General features: G+C 66.1%; 17 protein-coding genes. 11 read left to right on the top strand and 6 right to left on the bottom strand.

Annotated elements, in window-relative coordinates:
* Positions 1-13: 13 nt before the first annotated feature.
* Positions 14-787, bottom strand: a complete 774-nt coding sequence (locus Q1X76_RS01800) for an ATP-binding cassette domain-containing protein (protein ID WP_300717667.1) — start codon at positions 785-787, stop codon at positions 14-16.
* A gap of 1 nt (position 788) precedes the next feature.
* A complete protein-coding gene (locus tag Q1X76_RS01805) occupies positions 789-1,916 on the bottom strand; it encodes an ABC transporter permease (RefSeq protein WP_300717668.1) in 1,128 nt (375 codons plus the stop codon).
* A gap of 98 nt (positions 1,917-2,014) precedes the next feature.
* Between Q1X76_RS01805 and polA the strand changes: the two genes are divergently transcribed.
* The 4 genes from polA (at position 2,015) to Q1X76_RS01825 (ending at position 8,404) form a co-directional block, all read left to right on the top strand.
* On the top strand, positions 2,015-4,765 hold the full coding sequence (gene polA, locus Q1X76_RS01810) for a DNA polymerase I (RefSeq protein ID WP_300717670.1): 2,751 nt from the start codon (positions 2,015-2,017) through the stop codon (positions 4,763-4,765).
* A 524-nt stretch (positions 4,766-5,289) separates the two neighbouring features.
* Positions 5,290-5,724 carry a 50S ribosomal protein L13 gene (gene rplM, locus Q1X76_RS01815; protein ID WP_072331677.1) on the top strand — a complete coding sequence of 145 codons (435 nt, stop codon included), beginning with the start codon at positions 5,290-5,292 and terminating at the stop codon, positions 5,722-5,724.
* Between the two features lie 12 nt (positions 5,725-5,736).
* Positions 5,737-6,129 (top strand): 30S ribosomal protein S9, encoded by a 393-nt coding sequence (rpsI, locus tag Q1X76_RS01820; protein WP_006004313.1) that lies wholly within the window; start codon positions 5,737-5,739, stop codon positions 6,127-6,129.
* Positions 6,130-6,652: 523 nt separating this feature from the next.
* Positions 6,653-8,404, top strand: a complete 1,752-nt coding sequence (locus tag Q1X76_RS01825) for a YcaO-like family protein (RefSeq protein WP_300717672.1) — start codon at positions 6,653-6,655, stop codon at positions 8,402-8,404.
* A gap of 381 nt (positions 8,405-8,785) precedes the next feature.
* Here Q1X76_RS01825 and Q1X76_RS01830 read toward each other — a convergent pair whose 3' ends face one another.
* Positions 8,786-9,778, bottom strand: coding sequence for a LysR substrate-binding domain-containing protein (locus Q1X76_RS01830; protein ID WP_300717819.1), 993 nt, complete (start codon positions 9,776-9,778; stop codon positions 8,786-8,788).
* A gap of 474 nt (positions 9,779-10,252) precedes the next feature.
* Between Q1X76_RS01830 and Q1X76_RS01835 the strand changes: the two genes are divergently transcribed.
* From Q1X76_RS01835 to Q1X76_RS01865, 7 genes are all read left to right on the top strand, one after another.
* Positions 10,253-11,389, top strand: a complete 1,137-nt coding sequence (locus tag Q1X76_RS01835) for an ABC transporter substrate-binding protein (protein ID WP_300717673.1) — start codon at positions 10,253-10,255, stop codon at positions 11,387-11,389.
* 97 nt (positions 11,390-11,486) lie between these two features.
* Positions 11,487-12,380, top strand: a complete 894-nt coding sequence (locus Q1X76_RS01840) for a branched-chain amino acid ABC transporter permease (RefSeq protein ID WP_006004323.1) — start codon at positions 11,487-11,489, stop codon at positions 12,378-12,380.
* Positions 12,380-13,414: a branched-chain amino acid ABC transporter permease gene (locus Q1X76_RS01845; protein ID WP_300717674.1), complete on the top strand. Its 1,035-nt coding sequence runs from the start codon at positions 12,380-12,382 to the stop codon at positions 13,412-13,414. Before Q1X76_RS01840 ends, Q1X76_RS01845 begins: the two co-directional genes overlap by 1 nt.
* The gene (locus Q1X76_RS01850; RefSeq protein ID WP_300717676.1) at positions 13,411-14,199 is read left to right on the top strand and encodes an ABC transporter ATP-binding protein; all 789 of its coding nucleotides are present in this window, start codon (positions 13,411-13,413) and stop codon (positions 14,197-14,199) included. The genes Q1X76_RS01845 and Q1X76_RS01850 overlap by 4 nt, the downstream gene beginning before the upstream one ends.
* A 1-nt stretch (position 14,200) precedes the next feature.
* Positions 14,201-14,923: an ABC transporter ATP-binding protein gene (locus Q1X76_RS01855; protein ID WP_300717677.1), complete on the top strand. Its 723-nt coding sequence runs from the start codon at positions 14,201-14,203 to the stop codon at positions 14,921-14,923.
* A gap of 384 nt (positions 14,924-15,307) precedes the next feature.
* Complete coding sequence (locus tag Q1X76_RS01860) at positions 15,308-17,968, top strand: pitrilysin family protein (protein WP_300717679.1); 2,661 nt, start codon at positions 15,308-15,310, stop codon at positions 17,966-17,968.
* Positions 17,969-18,543: 575 nt separating this feature from the next.
* Positions 18,544-19,461 (top strand): DUF2333 family protein, encoded by a 918-nt coding sequence (locus Q1X76_RS01865; RefSeq protein ID WP_300717680.1) that lies wholly within the window; start codon positions 18,544-18,546, stop codon positions 19,459-19,461.
* 488 nt (positions 19,462-19,949) lie between these two features.
* Here the strand turns inward: Q1X76_RS01865 and Q1X76_RS01870 are convergent, their stop codons facing one another.
* Genes Q1X76_RS01870 through Q1X76_RS01880 form a run of 3 tightly spaced genes read right to left on the bottom strand, consistent with a single transcriptional unit; the run spans position 19,950 to position 22,016 of the window.
* Positions 19,950-20,507 (bottom strand): serine/threonine protein kinase, encoded by a 558-nt coding sequence (locus tag Q1X76_RS01870; RefSeq protein ID WP_300717682.1) that lies wholly within the window; start codon positions 20,505-20,507, stop codon positions 19,950-19,952.
* A gap of 7 nt (positions 20,508-20,514) precedes the next feature.
* Entirely contained in the window at positions 20,515-21,243 is a 729-nt protein-coding gene (gene queC, locus Q1X76_RS01875; RefSeq protein ID WP_300717820.1) for a 7-cyano-7-deazaguanine synthase QueC, read from the bottom strand.
* A complete protein-coding gene (locus Q1X76_RS01880) occupies positions 21,243-22,016 on the bottom strand; it encodes a thermonuclease family protein (RefSeq protein ID WP_300717684.1) in 774 nt (257 codons plus the stop codon). The genes queC and Q1X76_RS01880 overlap by 1 nt, the downstream gene beginning before the upstream one ends.
* Position 22,017 lies beyond the last annotated feature (1 nt).

Raw genomic sequence — 22,017 nt, forward strand, 5'->3', positions numbered from 1 at the left:
ATGTCCTGTGGGTTCAGCCCTGTTGCGCGCTGCCGCCCGCTTCGCCGCGCGTCAGGAAGCGCAGGGCCTGCAGCTCGGTGTGCGGGTCGCGCACCAGTTCGGAGGGATTGCCCTGGGCGGTGACGCGCCGGGTCCGTACGTCGAGATAGATGCCGTTGCTGGCGATGGCGAAGATGCTGGCCAGCTCGTGGGAGACGATGACGAAGGTGGTGCCCAGCGTGTCGCGCAGCTCCAGGATGAGGTCGTCCAGCATGCGGGCGCTCACCGGGTCCAGGCCGGCGGAGGGCTCGTCCAGGAAAAGGATCTCGGGATCCAGGGCCAGCGCCCGGGCCAGACCGGCCCGCTTGCGCATGCCGCCGCTGATCTCCGAAGGATAATAGTCTTCAAAACCGGCCAGCCCCGCCAGGGCCAGCTTGAGCGAGGCCTGCTCGCGGATCTCCTCGTCCTCCAGATCCGTGTACTGCTGCAGGGGCAGGCCCACGTTTTCCGCCAGGGTCATGGAGCTCCACAAAGCGCCGCCCTGGAAGAGCACGCCCGTACGGCGCAGGATGCGGCGGCGTTCGCGTTCGCTGCAGGTCCAGAGGTCCGTATCCCCGTAGAGGACCTGCCCGGCCTGGGGCTCCTTGAGGCCCATGAGCGTACGCAGGAGCGAACTCTTGCCGCAGCCGGAACCGCCCATGATCAAAAAGACGTCGTCGGCGGCCACATCGAAGTTCACGTCACGCATGAGGACGAAGGAGCCGTAGCCCAGGGTCAGGTCGCGGACGCGCAGGCGGGGAGTGCTCATGTCAGATGCCCAGGACGTTGCAGATGACGGTGATGACGGCCGTGGCGATGATGATGCCCACGATGGACTGCACCACGGCCGTGGTGGTGGCCAGACCCACGGCCTGGGCGCTGCGGCCGCAGCGGATGCCCTGATAGCAGCCCGCCAGGGCGATGATGATGCCGAAGACCGTGCCGTAGGCGATGCCGATGAGGCCGTGGACGAAGGAGACCATCTGCATGGTGGCGTTGAGGTATTCGGCGGAGCTGAGGCCCAGCATGGTGACGCCCACCACATAGCCGCCCAGGATGCCCATCAGGTCGGCGTAGACCGTGAGCAGGGGCACCATGAACATCAGGGCTAGCATGCGCGGCAGCACCAGGAAATCCACGGGCGAGACGCCCAGGGTGGTCAGGGCGTCCACTTCCTCGTTGACCTGCATGGTGCCGATCATGGCCGCGTAGGCCGCGCCCACGCGCCCGGACATGACCACGCCCACCATGACCGCGCCCATGACGCGCAGCATGCCGATGCCCACCAGCCCGGCCACATAGATCTGCGCGCCGAACTGGGTCAGCTGCACCGCGCCCACGAAGGCCAGGATCAGGCCGAAGAGCAGGCTGGTGATGGAGATGATGGGCAGGGCGCGCACGCCGCATTCGTACATGGCTTCCACGAAGTCCTGCATGCGCATGCCCGCCCGCCCCAGGATGAGGCGCCAGATGGCCAGCACGACATCGCCCAGAAAATCCAGGAAGTCCGCGCAACGGGGCGGCAGCTCCATGACGGCCCCGCCCACGCGGGCAAGGAGCCCCTGCCGGCGGCCGCTGCGGGCGGCCCCGGCCTGGGCCGGGATGGCGAAGGCCAGCTGCAGCAGCCGGGTCAGGCCTTCGGGCAGGTCCTGGCTGATCCCGGCCCGGGTGGCGCGGGCGGCCTTGTGCAGCTGCACGAGGAAGACCAGCAGGCTGCTGTCCCAGTGTTCCAGACGGGCGGCGGCGAGGTGCAGCTGCCGTATCCGGCCGTCCTGCGCCAGACGCAGGGCCTCGGCGCACTGCGGCGGCCAGGGCGTGTTGATGGCCCAGCTGCCGGAGACGCTGACTTCCAGGCGCTCCCCGTTCCGGTTCAGGCTTACTTGCGGACTTGTTTCCATCTCTATACTATACGCGCAGGAGAAAAGCTTCGCAAGGAGGGGATGCCGCCCCTGTCCGCTTTTCCCCGTTTTCGACGTACATTCAACCCCGGATCACCATGTCGCTGAAACAACGCCTCGGCCTTGCCGCAGAGCCCGTCTTCCTCATGGACGGCTCGGCCTTCATCTATCGCGGTTTTTTTGCCAACAGGAACATGCAGCGTTCCGACGGCTTCCCCACCAATTCGCTGGTGGTGGTCAGCCGGGTGCTGCTGCGCATCCTGCGTGAGGAACGTCCCCGCTATTTCGCCTTCGTCCAGGACGGCAAGGGGCCCAACTTCCGGCACGAGATCTTCCCCCTCTACAAAGCCAACCGCGAGGCCACGCCCGAAGACCTGGTGCGCCAGCTGGACCCCATCCAGCGCATGGTGCGTGCCCTGGGCCTGCGGCTGGAAGTCTCGCAGGGCTGCGAGGCCGACGACTGCATCGCCTCGCTGGCGGCGCGCTTCGCGGCGGAACATCCCGTGATCATCGTCAGCGGCGACAAGGACCTCAAGCAATGCCTGGGGGCCAATGTCTATATGTGGGACCCGGCCTCGAAAGAGGAAAAGCTCGTGACCGAGGCCGATTTCAGGGAAGAAAGCGGTGTGGCGCCCGACCAGTGGCCCGACGTGCAGGCCCTCATCGGCGATACCAGCGACAACATCCCCGGCGTGCCGGGCATCGGGCCAAAGACGGCGCGCCAGATCTTCGCCATCTGCCCCAGCCTTGAGGACATCCGGGACCATTTCGCCCTGCTGCCGCCCAAGCTGCAGGCCAAGTTGCAGGCGCATCTGGACAACATGTTCATCTGGCGGCAGCTCACCACCCTGAGCCGCGCGGTCTGCCCCGGGCTCACGCTGGAGGACCTGCGCGTGCGGCCGCTGGACGCCGCCGCCTGCGCCATGCTCACCGAGGAGTTCGAGCTCTTCGCCCTGCGGCGCGAGCTGGCCGCTCTGGACCGTCTGCAGGCCGCGGAGGCCGATCTGCCCGAGGAGTTCCTGGATGCCGGCAGCCTGCGCACCGCAGGGACGGCGGCAGCGGACAGGCCGCAAGCGGCGGGGCAGGCTGCCCCGCGACCCGCGCGCGGCGGGCACGCCACCAGCCAGATGAGCCTGCTGGACGAGCCGCCGCAGGACAGCGCGCCCGTGCTGGATTCCACGGCCGGTCTCCCGGATTGCCGCGACGCGCGCGTGGCCCTGATCTGGCCCCATGCGGACCGGGAAGCGCCCTATCTGGCCGTGGAGGACGCCGGCGGGAAGATCCTCGGCGAATGGCAGTGGACCGGTTCCTCGGAGGAACTGGCCCGCTGGCTGGCTCCCACGCGCACCCTGGTGACCGCCGATCTCAAGGGCCTGCTGGCCTCCGCGGCCTGCTGGCGGTCCCTGGCCGGACGCGCGGCGGACTGCCTCGACCTGGGGCTGGCCGCCTATCTGCTGAACCCCGAGGAGAACGATTACGGCTGGCCCCGTCTGGCCGCCCGCTGGGGAGCCGTGCTGCGCCACGAGCTGGAGGGCAGGGGCGTCGAAGCTCCCGGCCCGGCCCTGCTGGGCCTGGCCATGGCGCGCCTGTTCGAGCAGCGCATGGAAAAGGACGGCCTGCTGGAGCTGTTCCGGCGGCTGGAGATGCCCCTGCTGCCGGTACTGGCCGCCATGGAACAGAGCGGGGTGGCCATCGACGCCGCGGCCTTCCGGGCCTTCCTTGATGACGTGCAGGGCGAACTGGACCGGCTCACGGCCCGGGTCTACGAGCTGGCGGGCACGCAGTTCAACATCCGTTCGGCCCAGCAGCTGGGCGACGTGCTGTTCAACGCTCTGGGCCTGCCCGCGCCGCGCAAGACCCGGGGCGGCCAGGCCTCCACCAGCCAGCAGACCCTGGAGAAACTGGCCGGGCAGCATCCGGTGGTGGACAGCATCCTGCACTACCGCAAGCTGGAGAAGATGCGCTCCACCTATCTCGATCCTCTGCCGCGCCTGGTGGATCCGCAGGGCCGCATCCACACCACCTTCAACCAGAAGGCCACGGCCACGGGGCGGCTCTCCTCCAGCAATCCCAACCTGCAGAACATCCCCGTGCGCGGGCCGCTGGGCAAGCGCATGCGCTCCTGCTTCATCGCCGGGCCGGGCCGTCTGCTGGTCTCGGCCGACTATTCGCAGGTGGAGCTGCGCGTGCTGGCCCACGTCTCGCAGGATCCGGCCCTGCTGGAGGCCTTCCGCAACGGCGAGGACATCCACGCCCGCACGGCGGCCCTGATCTACGATCTGCCGCCCGATCAGGTGAGCCCGGACCAGCGCCGCAACGCCAAGACCATCAACTTCGGCCTCATCTACGGCATGGGCGCGCAGAAACTGGCCCAGGAACTCAAGATCGGCACCGCCCAGGCGCGGGAGTTCATCAGCCGTTACTTCGAGCGCCTGCAGGGCCTGAAAGCCTTTTATGAGGGCGTGGAGGCCTCGGCCCGCCAGCACGGCCACGTGACCACCCTGGGCGGCCGCCGCCGCCTGCTGCCGGACATCAATTCCGCCAACGGCCAGGCCGCGGCCCTGGCCCGGCGTCAGGCCATCAATACCGTGATCCAGGGCTCGGCAGCGGACATCATCAAGCTGGCCATGCTGGCCGTGGACCGCGACGCGCGGCTGCGCGAGCTGGATGCCCGCCTGCTCCTGCAGGTACACGACGAGCTGCTGCTGGAAGTGCCCGCCGCTGCCGCCGCCGAAGCCGGTGCGCTGGTGGCCCGCCTGATGCAGGACGTGCGCCCGGCGGGCCGGGAGCTTTCCGTGCCCCTGCTGGTGGACTGGGGCACCGGCCGCGACTGGGGCACGGCGCACTAGGCCCGGGACCCATGACGTTTTGTTTTGAGGGGGAAGGCCCTTGCGTTGCTGTCGATGCCCGTAGCTTCCTTCGTCGCAACGGGCACGGCCCTGCGGGCCGCCATCCGGTCGCGCGTTGCTGTCGATGCCCGTAGCTTCCCGGCCCTGCGGGCCGTCCTTTGGGGCGCTGCGTGCGCGGGAGGTTTTCCCCGCCCCCAAGCCCTCCATCCTTTCCCCGGCGCGCTTTTCAGGCGAGCACGGGGGCATCCTTCACCGGGCATGCGTGGAGGATGTTCCAGGCTGGCAGCGATTTTGGGCAAAAAAAGGATGACAGCCGGGGCATTCTGGTATAAACCAACCGGCAGCCGTCTGGAACACGGCCCAAATTTGGCATTCCGTCGTGAATGCTTGACAAGTTGCGCGCTTTGCGATAAAGAGCGCTTTCTTTGTGAGCGATACTGTCGTCACCCGTTAGGCGGCACGTCGCAGACGGATTTTCCGCCGCTTGATGGCTACTGAGATAAGTAGATGAGGAGTTCATCCCGATGAAGACGTTCAGCCCCACCCCGAAAGACATCAATCACGAATGGTTCGTGGTTGACGCCCAGGATCAGGTGCTGGGTCGTCTGGCCAGCCAGATCGCCCACCGCCTGCGCGGCAAGCATAAGCCCGAATTCGCCCGTCACATGGACAACGGCGACTTTATCGTCGTGGTCAACTGTGAAAAGATCAAGGTGACCGGCACCAAGATGGCCCACAAGAACTACTATCGCCACTCCGGCTGGGTGGGCGGTCTGAAGACCACCTCCCTGGGCGATATGCTGGCTTCCAAGCCCGAGCGTGTGCTCATGGCCGCTGTGCGTGGCATGCTGCCCAAGAACCGTCTGGGCCGCGCCATGCTGAAGAAGCTCAAGATCTACGCGGGTCCCGAACACCCGCATACGGCTCAGAACCCGCAGCCGCTGACCCTGCCTTACTAAGGAGCGCACGTCATGAGCGACAAATTCGAATACGGCACCGGCCGCCGCAAGACCGCCACTGCCCGCACCCGCGTCTACGCCGGCTCCGGCAACATCACGGTGAACGGTCGCGCCTTTGAGGATTACTTCCCCCGCAAGACCCTGCAGATGATCATCCGTCAGCCCCTCGTGCTGTCCAAGCTGGCTGAAAAGCTGGACGTGCGCGTCAACGTGGCCGGCGGTGGCGTGGCCGGTCAGGCCGAAGCCGTGCGTCACGGCATTTCCCGCGCTCTGCTGCTGGTGGATCCCGCCCTTCGTCCCATCCTGAAGAAGGCCGGCTTCCTGACCCGCGACGCGCGCAAGAAGGAACGCAAAAAGTACGGCCTGCGCGCTGCCCGCGCCCGTTACCAGTACTCGAAGCGTTAATCCGCACTCCGTATCACGGAACCTCAAGGGGTGGGTCATTGTTGGCCCACCCCTTTTCTGTTATGGTGCGCCGGTCCCGTGTCACGACGTGGCGCCGGGGCGGCCGCCTTATGATGCCTGCCGTGCGTTGCTGTCATGCGGCCCGGAGCCGCATAGCTGCGCACGTCCGCCCGTCCCTGCCTGCTGCGGCATCCCGTCCCGGGGGGCGCATGGGCCCGCGGCACGGCATGTCCCGCCCGCGGGGCGGAGCCCTTTCCGCACCTGCGCGGTCACGGTGATGACGGTCCTGCGGCTGTCGGCGTGGTCCGCTCCACGTCCAGGCGTGTGGCGCGGCTGCCGTCCGGTGCAGGGGCAGCGGTCGGAAAGGGTTCCGCTGTCGCCGGCGATCCCTGCTCATGGCGGTCCCTGGCCGCAACGCCCGTACTTCCGGCGGACGGGAGGCAGGCTCCCAGGCGTCGTTGCCGACCTGCCCTTGCCGGAGCATCGTTCCCATCCTTTTTTTGCCACGAGGTCTTCCCCAACCATGCCCAGCCTTCCCGAAAGCATCGTCTATGCCTATACCCACGAGACGACCCAGGCCACGACCGGGTATTTTTCCTGCCGGCCTCCGGCAGACCTGACCTTGCCCCAGGCGCTGGAACGTCTGGAGGCCACGCCCTTCGATGACTTCCTGCGCCAGCACTGCCTGCGTCAGCTGGGCTGCAGGCCGCTGGATGAGCTCAAGGCGCTGGCCGGGGAAGCCTATGAGGCCGGGACGGACAGTTTCCCCCGCCCGGCCCTGGCCGCGCTGCTGCTGGAATGCGCGCTGCTGGTGCCGGAGCTGGCCCCGTGCTGCGACGCTTTCCCTGCCGATGCCCGGCAGCGTCTGGCGCAGGCCTCGTCCCTGATCTATCTGCGGGCCGCCTGCCGGGAGGATTTTGAGCTCATGCAGGCCTGGAGCGCCCGTTTTGCCGACAATATCGCCCGCCATCACATGCTGCCGCACTGGGACGAGCTGGAACTGCCCCTGCCTTACGCCCGGGAGGCGCTGGCGGCCTGCCGGGAGGAGCTGCGAGCGCGCTCCGGTCTGCTGGCCCGGGAGCATGCCCGGATGCGGGCGCAGGAGCTGCCCCGCGTGGAGCGCCGCCCGGCGCAGGAGACGTTCGAACAGGCGGTGAACGCCCTGCTGGAGAACGATATCCTGGCCGGGCAGGAAATGCGCCATCAGGCCTCGCTTTCGCCCATCGCCCTGCTGCGGGCCTGGAAGGTGGAGCTGACTGTGGAATGCGGCCGCATGCGCCACAGCCTGCACGGCGAGGCCACAGCCTACGGGCGCGGTCTTTCGCTGGCCGCTACGCGGGCATCCTATGCCATGGAGATCGTGGAACGGGCCAGCAGCTATGTGAGCGTGGCCCGCGGCGGGGGGCAAGCCTGCGAGGTGACGGAGCGCCGTCGGCCCATGCCGCTGCTCCATGCCTCCTGCGCCGCGCTGCGTGCCCGGGGCAGGGAGTTCCTGCCCCTGTCCGCCCTGCCGCTGGAAGCCCCGCTTGAGCCGGACGTGCCCCTGTACTGGCTGGAGGCGCGGGACCCGGACGATAAAAGCGTGCTGGTGCCCGCCCAGGCGGTCTTCCTGTTCTGCAATCTGGATGAGCCGTCCCTGTTCCTGGCCGGCGGTTCCACGGGCCTGGCCTCCGGCAATACCGTGGCCGAGGCCAGGCTGGCGGCGCTCACGGAGATCGTGGAGCGCGATGCCGAAGCCACCACGCCCTTCGGCCGCGAAGGCTGCTTCGTGCTCAGGAGCCGTGACGAGCGCCTGCAGGCCCTGCTGGACGATTACGCGGCCCGCGGCATCCAGGTCCAGTTCCAGGACATCACCACCGAGCTGGGCGTGCCCGTGTACCGCTGCTTCGTCATGAGCCGTCGCGGCGAGGTGGCGCAGGCCACGGGTGCCGGTCTGTGCGGCAGCCGCGCCGCGCTGGCCGCCCTGACCGAAGTGCCCTGGCCCTATCCCTACGGCGAGCCCACCGGTCCCGCCCTGGGCGGTCTGCCGGTGCGCTGGCTGGAGGAGCTGCCCGACTACAGCCTGCCGTCGGCCGAGGCCTCCTGCCGTCTGCTGGAGGAGGTCCTGCGCGCCCAGGGCCGCACGCCGCTCTATGTGGATATCAGCCGCCGGGATCTGGGATTGCCCGTGGTGCGGGCCCTGGTCCCCGGCCTGGAGCTGACGGCGGATTTCGACCGCTTCTCCCGGCCCTCGCTGCGCCTCCTGGCCCGCTATATGGCCCGCTGGCAGGCCTAGGCGCACGGGCGGGAAGATCCCTGTCACGGGCTTGCCGCAACGTGGCGGGGAGGGCTCTTGAGACCCTGTCTGCCGCTGCTGTGGTGCCCCGCAGTGTGCCGTCCCGCTCCTGCGGCCAGCCTCGCCCGCTGCCGACGCCGCTTTTGTCCTTCCGGGCCCCGTTCCCCGGGCATCTTTCCTTCCGCAAGGGGCCACGGTCGGGGGAAAGCGCCTGCTTCCCTTCTTGCACGCCATGATGATGGCAACAAAAAAGGACGTTCCGGCGTCCTTTTTTGTTGCCCGATAAAAGTTTTTGGCAGGAAAGGGGGGAGCGCGAGGGGGAAAGGAGGACCTTTTTCCAAAAAGGTCTCCTTTTCCCCCTCGCCCGAAAATGTCTGCCCGCTAGGCGTGCATCATCCGGGCCAGGGCTGCGTTGCTCCGGCTGCCTTTTTCGTCCAGCCAGTCCAGAAAGCCCTGGAGCTTGGGCGAGGGGCTGGTATGGCGGGGCCAGGCGGCGTAGTAGGCGCGGTAGGCGGTGGTGGGCGGCAGGTCGGGGAAGGGCGTGACCAGCTTTTTTTCCGCCAGCAGGGGCGCGATGAGGCTGCAGCGGCCCAGGGCCACGCCCAGCCCGTGGCTGGCGGCCACGGAGGCGCCATAGGTGTGGTCGAAGGTGATGAAGTTCAGGCAGTTGGAGATGTCCACCCGGTTCCTGTCGGCCCATTCCTGCCATTCGGCCGTGGTGGCGGCATAGTGCCAGGCGGCGGAATCGTGCAGCAGGGTGCAGGCGGGCAGGTTTTCGGGATGGCCCATCAGGTCGTGCTTTTTGGCGTAGCCGGGCGAGCAGACGGGCAGGGTGGCTTCGTCCATGAACTTGCGCGAGGTCAGGCCGCTGAGGTGGCTCTCGGCATAATAGAGGGCCACGTCCACCGCGGAATCGCTGTGGAAGTCGATGGGCGCGTTGCCGGTGCGCACATGCAGCTGCATGGAGGGGTAGCGCTGCTGGAAGTCCCCGAGCTGGGGGATGAGCCAGGCCAGGGCCAGACTGGGCGCGGCATAGATGGTCAGGGAGCTGAAATCGTCCTGCAGCAGCTGGGCGATCTCCTCATAGACTTTCTGGAAGGCGTTGAGGTAGACGTCGCGCAGGCGTTCGCCTTCGGGGGTCAGGGAAACGGCCCGGGTCAGCCGGTTGAACAGGGGGAAGCCCAGTTCCTTTTCCAGTCGGGCGATGCGATGGCTGACGGCGCCGGAGGTCAGGCCCAGATGGCGGGCCGCCGCCTTGAAGCTCATGTAGCGGGCCGCGATGGCGAAGGTCTTGATGTTGATGAGGCTGGCGTCGTCATTGAGGACGCGGGCGATGCTGCGGGCACGCTGGCGGTTCTTGCTGTCGGGAAGCATCACATGGTCTCCTTGGGACTTGCGGCCCGGGAAGGGCGGGGGACTGTGGCGGGCAGATGCCGAAAACAAGGTTATTCCTTTCTTCCCGCAGCTTCGTCAATACGCTCACGCCGGCCCTGGGGAGCATCCGGGCGGGCAGGCCGGGTGGCGCAGGGCGGCCTCCCGCATCGAAAACGATGGAGGGCGCCATATAAAAATCATTTTATTTTAATGAGTTGAAATGTCAAATCGGCCGGACTGCGAAAGAGGGAAAAAATACCTTGGCGCTTGCGCTGAAAGAGGATAACTTTTTTCAACTGCATGTTAATCATTTTGCACGGATACCTGCCGCAGCGCTGTCAGGCTGTGGCTTTGTCACCAAATTCGTCCGTTGATTTGCGCAATGGGCGGATTTGGTGTATCTCGACAGGGGTAGCCCCGCAAACGTATCGCCGGGGCAGGATCTTTCACCCTCCAAGACCTGGGAGATGATTTATGAAACTGGGCAAAATCTTTGGCTTGGCCCTGATGGCGCTGACCCTGGGGCTGGCCGGCCAGTCCCTGGCCGCCGAACCCATCAAGATCGGTGTGTACCTGCCCCTGACCGGCCAGAATGCCTTTGGCGGCCAGCTGGAGCTGGAAGGCGTGCAGCTGGCCCTGAAGGAAATGCCTGAAGTGCTGGGCCGTCCCATTGAACTGGTTGTGGTGGACAACAAGTCCGACAAGGTGGAAGCCGCCAATGCCGTGAAACGTCTGGTGGAACGCGACAAGGTCGTGGCCCTGATCGGCACCTACGGTTCCTCCCTGGCCATGGCCGGCGCCGAAGTGGCCGAAAAGGCCAAGGTGCCCGGCGTGGGCACCTCCTGCACCAGCCCGCTGGTGACCCAGGGCAAGAAGTATTACTTCCGCGCCTGCTTCATCGACCCCTATCAGGGCGCTGCCGCCGCCACCTATGCCTATGAGAACCTGGGCCTGCGCAAGGCCGCCGTGCTCATGGACATGACCAACGACTACGCCGTGGGCCTGTCCAGCTTCTTCACCCGCTCCTTCAAGAAGCTGGGCGGCGAAGTGGTGGCCAACCTCAAGTACAGCTCCGGCGACCAGGATTTCACCGCCCAGCTGACCGAACTGATCGCCAAGAAGCCCGAGATCGTCTTCATGCCCGCCTATTTCGCTGAAGGCGCCATCATCATGAAGCAGGCCCGCGAACTGGGCGCCACCTTCCGCCTGATGGGCGCGGACGCCATGGACAACCCCGACACCGTGAAGCTGGCCGGCAAGGCCGCGGAAGGTTTCCTGCACACCACCTTCCCCTATGACGCCAAGATGCCCAACATGAGCGCCGAGGCCAAGAAGTTCACCGAAGCCTGGAACACCGCCTATCCTGAAAAGGAAACCAACGTGAACGGCGCCCTGGGCTACAACTGCCTGTTCCTGATCGTGGACGCCATCCAGCGCGCCAAGTCCGCCGATCCCGCGGCCATCACCAAGGCCCTGGCCGCCACCAAGGATCTGGTGACCCCGCTGGGCACCCTGACCATCAACGCTACCCATGATGCCGAAATGCCCGTGGGCATCATCGAGTACAAGGACGGCAAGCGCGTCTATCTGACCGAAGTCACTCCCAAGTAAGGGAGATCCGTTGTAGTGCGGCGGGGCCATGGCGCCCCGCCGTTCCGTCTTCGCGCCCCGGGGGGGGGCGGGATAACGCTTAGTTCCAGGTGGCCCCATGACCCTTGACATGTTTTTGCAGCACTGTTTCAACGCCTTGACGCTAGGCTCGCTCTACGCGCTGATCGCCATTGGCTATACCATGGTCTACGGCATTCTGCGCCTGATCAACTTTGCCCACGGCGACATCCTGATGGTCGGGGCTTACTTCGTCTTTTTCGGCACCTTCGCCTATGGCTGGCCCTGGGGTGTGGCCGCCATCATCGCCATCCTCGGCGCCAGCGTGCTGGGGGTGGTGGTGGAGCGCGTGGCCTACCGGCCCCTGCGCGACGCCCCCCGCATTTCGGCGCTCATCAGCGCCATCGCCGTCTCCTTCTTCATCGAGAGCCTGGCCGTGGTGGTCTTCACCGGCCAGCCCCGGCCCGTGCTGCAGCCTGACTGGCTGCTCTCGGTCTGGCAGTTCGGGGATGTGCGCATCCTCAAGCTGACGGCCTTCGTGCCGGTCATGACCATCGTGCTGGTGGCGCTTTTGCTCTACATCGTGCACCACACCAAGCCCGGCCTGGCCATGCGCGCCATCTCCAAGGATATCGAGACCACGCGCCTTTTGGGGGTGCGGGTGGACAACATCATCGCCTTCACCTTCTTCATCGGTTCGGCCCTGGCCGCGGCCTCGGGCATCATGTGGGCCCTGCGCTACCCGCAGGTGCATCCCTACATGGGCATCATGCCCGGCCTCAAGGCCTTCATCGCGGCCGTGTTCGGCGGTATCGGTTCCATCCCCGGCGCCGTCATCGGCGGCGTGGCCCTGGGCTTTGTGGAAATCATGACCGTGGCCTTCATGCCGGAGCTTTCGGGCTTCCGTGATGCCTTCGCCTTCATCCTGCTGGTGCTGGTGCTTGTGTTCAAGCCCACGGGTCTGCTGGGCGAGCGCATGGAGGAGAAGATCTAATGCGCTTCAATCAAACGACCCTGCTCAATATCGCGCTCATCGTCATCTTCGGTCTGGCGCTCACCCAGGCCGAGGTCTATATGGGCGACTACCAGATCTACATCCTCAAGCTGATCTTCATCAACGCCATCCTGGCCCTGTCGCTCAACCTGATCTACGGCTTCACGGGCCTGTTCTCCCTGGGCCATGCCGGTTTCATGGCCATCGGCGCCTATGTGGGGGCCCTGTGTACCCTGCTGCCGGACCAGAAAGAGATCATGTGGATCCTGGATCCCATCATCTGGCCCTTCTCGGTGCTGCATACGCCCTTCTGGGTGGCGGTCATCGCCGGCGGTGTGGTGGCCATGATCTTCGCCTTCATCATCGCCGTTCCCGTGCTGCGGCTGGGGGATGACTATCTGGGCATCGCCACCCTAGGCTTCGCCGAGATCATCCGCGTGGTCATCGTCAATGCCACATCCATCACCAACGGCTCCCTCGGCATCAAGGGCATCCCCGGCGAGGCCACCCTGCTGACCTGCTATGTCTGGACGGTCATCACCCTGGTGGTGCTGGCGCGGCTCGTGTTCAGCAATTTCGGCAACGTCCTGCGCTGCATACGCGACAACGAGATCGCCGCGGGCGTCATGGGCATCAACGTCTTCCGCTACAAGGTGCTCTCCTTCTGCGTGGGGGCCTTCTTCGCGGGAGTGGGCGGGGCGCTGCTGGCCAGCCACCTGTCCACCATCGACCCCAAGATGTTCAACTTCCTGCTGACCTTCAACGTGCTGATGTTCGTGGTGGCCGGCGGCCTGGGCTCGCTGACCGGCAGCCTGCTGGGCGCCACCATCGTCACCATCCTGCTGGAATGGCTGCGCGCCATCGAGGAACCCATGGACTTCGGCCTGTTCGAGATCCCCGGCATCCCCGGCATGCGCATGGTGGTCTTCTCGCTCATCCTGCTGGCCATCATCCTGTTCCGGCGCGAGGGCATCATGGGCACCCGTGAGATCACCTGGAAAACCATCTTTTCGCTGGGGAGGCGCAAGGCATGAGTGCTGCAAGCAATGTCCAGCCCATCCTGACGGCTGAAAACGTGACCATGCGCTTCGGCGGCGTGACGGCCGTCAGCGACCTTTCCCTGACGGTGGAAGAGGGCAGCATCGTGGGCGTCATCGGGCCCAACGGCGCGGGCAAGACCACCGTGTTCAACGTGCTGAGCGGCTTCTACACGCCGCAGGAAGGCGACGTGCGCTTCGCGGGCAAGAGCATCCGCGGCCGCAAGCCCTTCGAGATCTGCCGCATGGGCATGGCCCGTACCTTCCAGAACATCCGCCTTTCGCCGCACATGAGCGTGCTGGAGAACGTGATGGTGGGCTGCCATGTGCGCCGCCGCTGCCCCTGGTGGATGGCCCCGCTGGGCCTGCCCGTGTATTACAGGGAAGAACAGGCCATCACGGACAAGGCCCGCGACCTGGTGGAACATCTGCATCTGGCCGAGTACATGGACGAAAAAGCGGGCAGCCTGCCCTACGGGGCGCAGCGCCGCCTGGAGATCGCCCGCGCCCTGGCCACGGAACCGCGCCTGCTTTTGCTGGACGAGCCCGCCGCGGGCATGAACCCGCAGGAGAGCATCGAGCTCATGCATTTCATCCAGGCCATCCGCGACCACTTCGACCTGACCATCCTGCTCATCGAGCATGACATGAAGGTGGTCATGGGCGTGTGCCAGTATATCTGGGTGATGGAATACGGCGCGCTCATCGCGCACGGCGACCCGGACGCCATCCGCAGCAATCCCGAGGTCATCCGGGCCTATCTGGGTGAGGACGTGGTGTAGTATGCTGAAAATCAGGGATCTTTACGTTCGTTACGGCGGCATCGAGGCCGTGCAGGGAGTCAGCCTGGACATCAGGCGCGGCAGCATCGTCACCCTGGTGGGCGCCAACGGCGCGGGCAAGAGCAGCATCATCCGCTCCATCGCCGGCCTGAACAAGAACATCAGCGGCGAGATCACGCTGACCCGCAGGGAAGGGGACCAGCCCGTCTCCCTCATCGGCCTCAAGCCCGAGGAGATGGTACGGCGCGGCATCTCGCTTTCACCGGAAGGCCGCCGCATCCTGCCGCATCTGACCGTGGTGGAGAATCTGCGCCTGGGGGCCTACTCCCGTACCGACAAGGACGGCATCAACGAGGACATCGAGCGCGTCTACACCCTCTTTCCCCGCCTGAAGGAACGCCACTGGCAGAAGGGCGGCACGCTTTCCGGCGGCGAGCAGCAGATGCTGGCCGTGGGCCGCGCGCTCATGAGCCGCCCGGACATGATCATGCTCGACGAGCCCTCGCTGGGCCTGGCCCCGCTGCTGGTCCGGGAGATCTTCAACATCATCCGCCGCATCAATGAGGACGGCATGACCGTGCTCCTGGTGGAGCAGAACGCCTTTGCGGCCCTTTCCGTGGCCCATTACGCCTATATCCTCGAAGTGGGCCGGGTGGTGCTGGAAGGCACCGGCCAGGAACTGCTGGAGGACCCCAAGGTCAAGGAAGCCTATCTGGGCGGCTAGCCCAGGCGAAGCGACGCACACAGCGGAGGGGACGTTCCCGCAGGGGAGCGCCCCCTCTTTTCGTCGCAGGCTCCCACCGGGAAAAGGGCTTTGCCCCACAAGGGCGGCGGACGTTCCTGGTGGCCGCGCTCCGGCGGGAGAGCGGCCTGTGCGTGCCTTCCGGCACGGATGCGGACGCCACGCCGCATGCATCCCCCGCATCGTGAGTCGTCGCCTTTTGGCGCGGATGCGGCCGCCGCCCTTGTCAGGCGGGCATTCTGACATTACTGTGCACAACGGAGGATGCGGAGCCGGGCTGCCGTCAGGCAGGGGGACCGGCTCATGCAGTTCCCGGGTGTCTTCGGAGGGGCCGCAGGCACCCCCAACCCTTCATAAGGAGTACTCATGCAGCGTTTGCATCGCCATGCATTGCTCACCCTTCTGCTGGCTGTCCTGCTCCTGCCGCAGCTCGCTGCCGCGGCGGCGCAGACAGGTCCGGCCAATCCTTCAACTTCCGGTAACGAAAGCATGCTTGTCCGCCTCAAGAACGGCCTGACGGTCTACATCATCCGGGACAGCCGCTTCCCGCTGGTCTGCACGCGCCTCTATGTGGGCACGGGCTCCGCCAACGAGACCGCTGAACAGGCGGGTATCAGCCATGTGCTGGAGCATATGGTCTTCAAGGGCACGGAGAAGCGCCCCAAGGGCCAGGTGGCCCGGGACGTGGAATCCCTGGGCGGCTACCTCAACGCGGCCACCAGTTTCGACAAGACGTGGTACATCACCGACATGCCCGCCAGGCACTGGAAGATGGGCATGGACGTGGTCAAGGACATGGCCTTCCATCCCGCTCTGGACCCTGCCGAGCTGGAATCGGAAAAGGAGGTCATCGTTTCCGAGCTCAAGGGCGGCGATGACACGCCGTCCCGCCGCCTGTTCGAGGACCTCCAGGTGGCCGCCCTGGCGCATACGGTCTACGGGCGGCCCATCATCGGCTTCGAAAAGACCATCCGCGCCGTGACGGCCGATGATCTGCGCGCCTATATCCGCACCTGGTACCAGCCCCAGAACATGATGCTGCTGGTGGCCGGGGACATCGAACCCGGGGCCGTGCTGGCCCATGCCGAGGAGCTGTTCGGCGACCTGAAGAACGATGCCGTCCTGCCCGCACCCGCGCCCGTGCAGCTGGAAGACGCTGCGGGCGGGCCCCGGGTCGAGGTGACGCGCGGCCCGTGGAACAAGGTCTATCTGGGCGTAGCCCTGCCTGCGCCCGCCCTGGGCGACCAGCGCTCCATCGATCTGGACGTGCTGGCCTACGCGCTGGGCGGCGACGGAACATCGCAGTTCTACCGCAAGTACCGTTACGAAAAGCAGCTGGTGGACAGCATCAGCGTGGGCAACATGAGCCTCAAGCGCGCCGGCCTGTTCTATGTGGTCGCACAGCTGGACGCGGACAAGGTGGAGCCTTTCTGGCAGGAGTTCACCCGCGATCTGGCCGCGCTGGATGCGGGCAAGATCACGCCCGACGTCATCGAGCGCGCCCGCTTCAACTATGAGGACGGCATGGACCGCGCCCGCGAGACCCTGGACGGGCTGACCTCGTGGCAGGCCACGGTGCAGTTCGAGCTGGGCGGTGCGCAGGGCGAGGCCAATGTGCGCCATGCCCTGGCGGCCGTGGACAGCGCGCGTCTGCGCCAGGCCCAGGACCTCTGGCTGCGCCCCGGACAGGTGCGCGTGCGCGTGCTGGCGCCTGAAAAGGCCCAGCTGCCCGATCTGGAAGCCATCCTGCAGCGCAACTGGCCCGCCCCTGCCGGGGAGCAGCAGAAGGCCGCCGCCGCTGCGGAAAAGGTGGGCCAGCGCGAGATTATCGAGCTGGGCCAGGGCCGCACCGTGATCCTGCAGCCGGACCGTACCATCCCCTATGTTTCGCTGGAGATCCTGCGCCCGGGCGGCAATGCGCTGCTCAAGCCCGCCGATCAGGGCCTGGCCCAGCTCACGGCCGCGACCCTGACCGACGGCTGCGGCGAGCGCGATCTGGATGCCATGGAACGCTTTGTGGCCGAACGGGCCGCTTCCCTGACGGCCTCGGCAGGCGTGCAGAGCTTCTCGGTCTCGCTGACCGGCCCGGCGCGCTTCAACGCCGATTACTTCGCCCTGCTGGACGATCTGCTGCACAAGCCCGGCTTCACGGAAAAGGACGTGCGCCGTCAGGCCGACACCCTCAAGGCCGCCCTGCTGCGCCGCCAGGACAATCCCATGAGCTACATGGGCTCCAAGATCAACGGCTTCCTCTTCCCCGGCGGACAGCCCTACGGTTTCGATGGCCTGGGCACGGTGGAGAATCAGGAGCGCTTCGGCCGCAAGCACGTGCTGGACTTCTGGCAGCGCCAGAACGCCCAGCCCTGGATACTGTCCGTGGCCGGGGACTTCGACCGGGAAAAGGTGCTGGCCTTTGCCCGCAGCCTGCCCGTGCCCTCGGCGGCCGCTCTGGACGTGCCCCAGCCGCGCTGGGGCAAGGACAAGCGCCTGCCCCTCTCCCTGCCCGGTCGTCAGCAGGCCCATCTGCTGCTGGCCTTCCCCGGCGTGCCCCTGGACCATCCCGACGCGCCGGCGCTCATGTTGCTGGAATCCGTGCTTTCCGGCCAGAGCGGCCTGCTGTTCAACAGCCTGCGTGACCAGCAGGGCCTGGGCTATACGGTGACGGCTTTTTACCGCAGCCTGCCCAAGGCCGGTTTCCTGGCTTTCTACATCGGCACCACGGCCGACAGGCTGGACGTGGCCCGCAAGGGCTTCAGCGGCATCATCAAGCAGATCAAGACCGATCTCCTGCCCGCCGACCTGCTGGCCAAGGGCATGAACCGTCTGGAGGGCAGCTACTACCGCGGCCGCCAGAGCCTGGGCTCCCGGGCCGATGAAGCCGCCGGCGAACGCCTGCTGGGCCAGCCCCAGGACTTCCAGAAGCTGCTGCTGGAGAAGGTCGCGCAGGTGACGCCGGAGCAGCTGCGCGAAGTGGCCCGCAAGTACCTGCTGGTGGACGGCATGTACGAAGTGACCCTCCTGCCCTAGGCTCTGGACTAGGTTTTGTTTTGAGGGGGAAGGGAGCCCTTTGCGTTGCTGTCGATGCCCGTAAGGCCTCGCGGCCAACGGGCACGGCCCTGCGGGCCGCCATCCGGTCGTTGCTCATGCGAGAGGTTTTCCCTTCCCCCAAGGCCCTCCTTTCCCAGCGCGCTTTTCAGGTGAGCGTGGGGCATGCGGCAGACATCCTTTATTGGGCATGCGTAGTCGATAGTTCCTATTTATTTGAAATAAATTGTAAAATCGTGAGAACTGGCCCTGGTCAACGAGGACAGGGAGTTGCAGACGGGGGAAGGGTCCCGGCCGTGACCAGGGACCCTTCCCCTTTTGTTTCGGCAGGGCGTTTTTGCCGTGCCGGGCGGGTCCGCCATCTTGACCGGTGCCCGGGCGGGCTTATTTCTGAAAAAGCATCCTGACGGCTGGCTGACGCCTGTGCTGCTAGGCCGTAGGAGGGCAACGCCCTCTGACCGGCCTTGCCGGTATGGAAAGGCCGGTCACCATATTTCCCTTTTATGGAAGTATGGTCTGCCAAAATGGAATGAAATCTCCAATCCTGCGAGGATGACATGAAACTGACGGATATGCATATGTTTGAAAAGGCCCGCCTCGTGGCCAAGACCCTGGGCATCCAGGTCTGCATCTTTGTGGGCCTGCTGCTGCTGGTCTGGGGCAGCCAGGCGTTCTACGGCGTCATCGACAGCAAAAAGTTCCCCCAGTCCTACAGCGTGGGCGAGACAGCGAACCTGAGCGAGAACGATAAGGGCAAGCTGCTGGTGGATGCCATCACCAACCAACTGCGCCGTGAAATGGGCTCCACCTTTGGCTGGACCATGAACGACATCATCTTCAACCGCTTCGTGCTGGACAACCGCGCCTATCGCCAGTACGGCGTCTATCACGCCACCCGCGTGCTCATGGACCTGTATTCCACCCAGATCGCCAAGCTGGGCGCCAATGACCGCGAAAGCGAATTCCTCTATCAGGCCCGCCTCAACGGCTTTGCCGTGGACCCGCGCAGCTTCATGTTCCCTTCGGCGGAAGGCTCCTACAAGAAGGCCCTGAAGCAGGTGGAGGACTACAAGAAGTCGCTGGACAGCGGCAAGGGCACCTACAACTGCCGGACCGACGACCTCTATGCGGCGCTGAACACGGTGGTGGGCGAGAACATGCTGGGCTATGCCCTGGGCCTGCTCAACGACGCCCAGGACATCCCCTTCTACACCCTGGACAACCGCATCTACGAAGCGCAGGGCATCGTGCTGGTGGTGCGTGATTTCGTGAAGGCCCTGTACGACCTCTATCCCGAGATCGCCCAGAAGAACAATGCCGAGAACATGGCCGCCGCCATGCAGTTCATGGACGATATCTGCACCTATGATCCCCTGTACATCACCTCGTCCTTCAACTCCGGCGAGCTCATCATCTCCTACCTGATGTTCACCAAGAACCGCCTGGAAGACATCCGCGACAGCCTGCGCATCTAGCGCGTTGGCGATCTGTCTGACGGCAAGGGCCGGCTCCGTTGGGGCCGGCCCTCTTTCGTATCTGGTCCATGTGGCCTGCGGGCAGACGGATGCCGGCAGCGCGCAGGCCGGGATTTTGGCCGGCTGCCTTCGCCATGCTCTCCTGTGTCGTGACAGGCGCAGCGTGCGACGCCACGGACACGGCCCCTGCGGGCCCTCATCCGGCCGCTGCCGGCGCAAGGTTTTTCCTGCGGCGTGCAGGACCGCCGATCGTTTTCCGGCGTGCAGGGACGGAAGCCTGTCGAGTGTGCAGGCTGGTGGGCTCCCCCTCGCCCGGGGCCGCCGGGGGACCGGTGCGCGTGGCAGGGGCCTGGGAGCCACACCGACCGGGATCGGCCCGGACAGCGCTTTGGAGGAAAAGGGGAGAACACGAGAGCGGGAAGAGGGGCTTTTCCCGCTGGAAAAAGCCCTTCTTCCCGCTCGTGCAAAAAAATGATCCGTCCGCCTGTCTAATCGGCCAGGATCTCGTACTGGTCCAGCTTGTCCCAGATGGCGGTGATGACCAGGGCCATGACCGCGGCCAGGCGGGCCTGGATCTTCTTCAGGGTCCCGGGCGTGATGCGGCTGTCTTCGTCATAGCCCAGGCGGCGGCAGAAGAGCACGGGGCACTGGTGCTGCTTTTCCTGTGCCAGCAGGGGCATGTAGGCGGCAAAGGGACCGTCCACGAAGGCATTGAGGCTGTCTTCGCTGACAGGGGCGGGTCTGGCGTGGCGGCTGGCGCCTTCGGCTTTGGCCGTGGCGGCCAGCAGGTCGCCCGTACGGCGCAGATAGCCCACCAGCACGGTATTGGGGGCGTGCTGCATGAGCCCGGCCGTGACCGTGGCGTGGACGAAGGCCCGCCATTCGGCGCAGAAGTCGGGCAGGGCGCCGGGTTCGGTGAGGCAGGCTTCAGGGATCTCCGCGCCGAAGGCCAGGTTGACGATATGTTCGCGCTTGCTGTTGAGCTCGAAGAGGATGCAGGCGGCATCCATGCCCTGGGCGGCGCTCAGCTGTTTTTTGGCTGCCATGACGGCCTCACTTCTGATGGTGGCGGGAAAGGTAGACTTCATAGCCGTGGGCGCGCAGCCTGCAGGCCGGGCACTGGCCGCAGCCGTAGCCCCAGGGGTGGCGCTCGCCGCGCGTGCCCTCATAGCAGGTATGGCTCTGCTCCAGGATGACGTCCACCAGGGCCATGCCGCCCAGCTCCTCGGCCAGACGCCAGGTATCGGCCTTGTCCAGCCACATGAGCGGCGTGTGCAGGACAAAATGGCTGTCCATGCCCGCGTTGAGGGCCACCTGCATGGCCTTGATGCTGTCGTCGCGGCAGTCCGGGTAGCCGGAGGAGTCGCTCTCGCATACGCCCAGCACCAGATGGCGGATGCCCTTGCCGTAGGCCCAGGCCGCGGCGTGCATGATGAAGAGCAGGTTGCGCCCGGGCACGAAGGTGTTGGGGATGCCGTCGTCATGCTGTTGGATGGGCATGTCCGAGGTCAGGGCCGTATCGGCCAGCTGGCGGAACAGGCTGATGTCCAGCAGGCAGTCGGGACCCAGACGCTCCTGCCATTCCGGCCTGAGGGCGGCGACGGCACTGCGGACCTCGCGGCGGCAGCGCAGCTCCACGGCATGGCGCTGGCCGTAATCGAAGCCCAGGGTGCGCACGCGGGCGAAGCGGGTCAGGGCCCAGGCCAGGCAGGTGCCCGAATCCTGGCCGCCGGAAAAGATGACCAGGGCTTCCTGATCGGACAGGGGAGGCTGATGGGCCATCATTTTTCCTCCGGCCAGAAGGGGCAGACGCGGGCCGGGGCGTAGCCGGCCATGAATGCGTCCATGAGCGTGCCGAAGTGGAGGCGGTTACGGGGCTTGATCTTCCGGGCGTCCGGGCAGTCGGACGGGAAGAAGCGCAGGGAATTGCGGTTGCCCGTGTAGTTCTTCAGGGCTTCGGGGCGGGAGAGCACCTCGGCCCACATGCCGCGCCGCTCCCTGATGGCGTCGGCCTGCAGGGCCAGCAGCCAGTCCTGGTACGCCGTGTCGAGCCCCTGGTGCGGGTAGAAGAAGGCCGCGCCTTCACGCACCATGATACCGTTGAGCGAGCGCCCGTCCCCAAGACGCACATCGGCCACGATGCGGCCGTACTTGTCCTTGCCTTCCGCGTCCACGGCGAAGAGCAGCACTTCCTGGCCACGGACCAGGCTGCTGAGCAGCTCGCGGGCCTCACGGGCGTAGAACTGCGGCTTGCCCTTGCGGGGGCGCAGCTCGGGGGTGTCGATACCGGCCAGACGCACGCGACGGCGGTCGGTGAGCTGCATGGTGTCCCCGTCCAGGCAGGAGGCCACCGAGGTCTTACCGCGCACGGCCATCTGCTTCAGATGGGGCAGGGCGTCGGGCAGGACCGTGGCCGGAGCGGCAGACAGGGCGTCCGTCTGGGGCCCGGGCCGGGCGGCAGGCTGGTCATCGGGCTGGGCGTGCCCCGTGCCGGGCAGGAGGCCGGACACGAGGGCACAGCACAGAAAAAGGATCAGGCAGAGGCGACGCAGCATG

This window comes from uncultured Desulfovibrio sp. (assembly GCF_949282365.1).
In the GTDB taxonomy this organism is placed as follows: Bacteria; Desulfobacterota; Desulfovibrionia; order Desulfovibrionales; family Desulfovibrionaceae; genus Desulfovibrio.

What these genes read in the sequence shown, in the direction of transcription:
- Q1X76_RS01825 (WP_300717672.1), top strand. Translation starts at nt 6,653, where the DNA reads ATGCCCAGCCTTCCCGAAAGCATCGTCTATGCCTATACCCACGAGACG.
- polA (WP_300717670.1), top strand. Translation starts at nt 2,015, where the DNA reads ATGTCGCTGAAACAACGCCTCGGCCTTGCCGCAGAGCCCGTCTTCCTC.
- Q1X76_RS01860 (WP_300717679.1), top strand. Translation starts at nt 15,308, where the DNA reads ATGCAGCGTTTGCATCGCCATGCATTGCTCACCCTTCTGCTGGCTGTC.
- Q1X76_RS01830 (WP_300717819.1), bottom strand. Translation starts at nt 9,778, where the DNA reads ATGCTTCCCGACAGCAAGAACCGCCAGCGTGCCCGCAGCATCGCCCGC.
- Q1X76_RS01855 (WP_300717677.1), top strand. Translation starts at nt 14,201, where the DNA reads ATGCTGAAAATCAGGGATCTTTACGTTCGTTACGGCGGCATCGAGGCC.
- Q1X76_RS01840 (WP_006004323.1), top strand. Translation starts at nt 11,487, where the DNA reads ATGACCCTTGACATGTTTTTGCAGCACTGTTTCAACGCCTTGACGCTA.
- Q1X76_RS01835 (WP_300717673.1), top strand. Translation starts at nt 10,253, where the DNA reads ATGAAACTGGGCAAAATCTTTGGCTTGGCCCTGATGGCGCTGACCCTG.
- Q1X76_RS01870 (WP_300717682.1), bottom strand. Translation starts at nt 20,507, where the DNA reads ATGGCAGCCAAAAAACAGCTGAGCGCCGCCCAGGGCATGGATGCCGCC.
- Q1X76_RS01880 (WP_300717684.1), bottom strand. Translation starts at nt 22,016, where the DNA reads ATGCTGCGTCGCCTCTGCCTGATCCTTTTTCTGTGCTGTGCCCTCGTG.
- Q1X76_RS01850 (WP_300717676.1), top strand. Translation starts at nt 13,411, where the DNA reads ATGAGTGCTGCAAGCAATGTCCAGCCCATCCTGACGGCTGAAAACGTG.
- rplM (WP_072331677.1), top strand. Translation starts at nt 5,290, where the DNA reads ATGAAGACGTTCAGCCCCACCCCGAAAGACATCAATCACGAATGGTTC.
- queC (WP_300717820.1), bottom strand. Translation starts at nt 21,243, where the DNA reads ATGGCCCATCAGCCTCCCCTGTCCGATCAGGAAGCCCTGGTCATCTTT.
- Q1X76_RS01865 (WP_300717680.1), top strand. Translation starts at nt 18,544, where the DNA reads ATGAAACTGACGGATATGCATATGTTTGAAAAGGCCCGCCTCGTGGCC.
- Q1X76_RS01805 (WP_300717668.1), bottom strand. Translation starts at nt 1,916, where the DNA reads ATGGAAACAAGTCCGCAAGTAAGCCTGAACCGGAACGGGGAGCGCCTG.
- Q1X76_RS01845 (WP_300717674.1), top strand. Translation starts at nt 12,380, where the DNA reads ATGCGCTTCAATCAAACGACCCTGCTCAATATCGCGCTCATCGTCATC.
- Q1X76_RS01800 (WP_300717667.1), bottom strand. Translation starts at nt 787, where the DNA reads ATGAGCACTCCCCGCCTGCGCGTCCGCGACCTGACCCTGGGCTACGGC.
- rpsI (WP_006004313.1), top strand. Translation starts at nt 5,737, where the DNA reads ATGAGCGACAAATTCGAATACGGCACCGGCCGCCGCAAGACCGCCACT.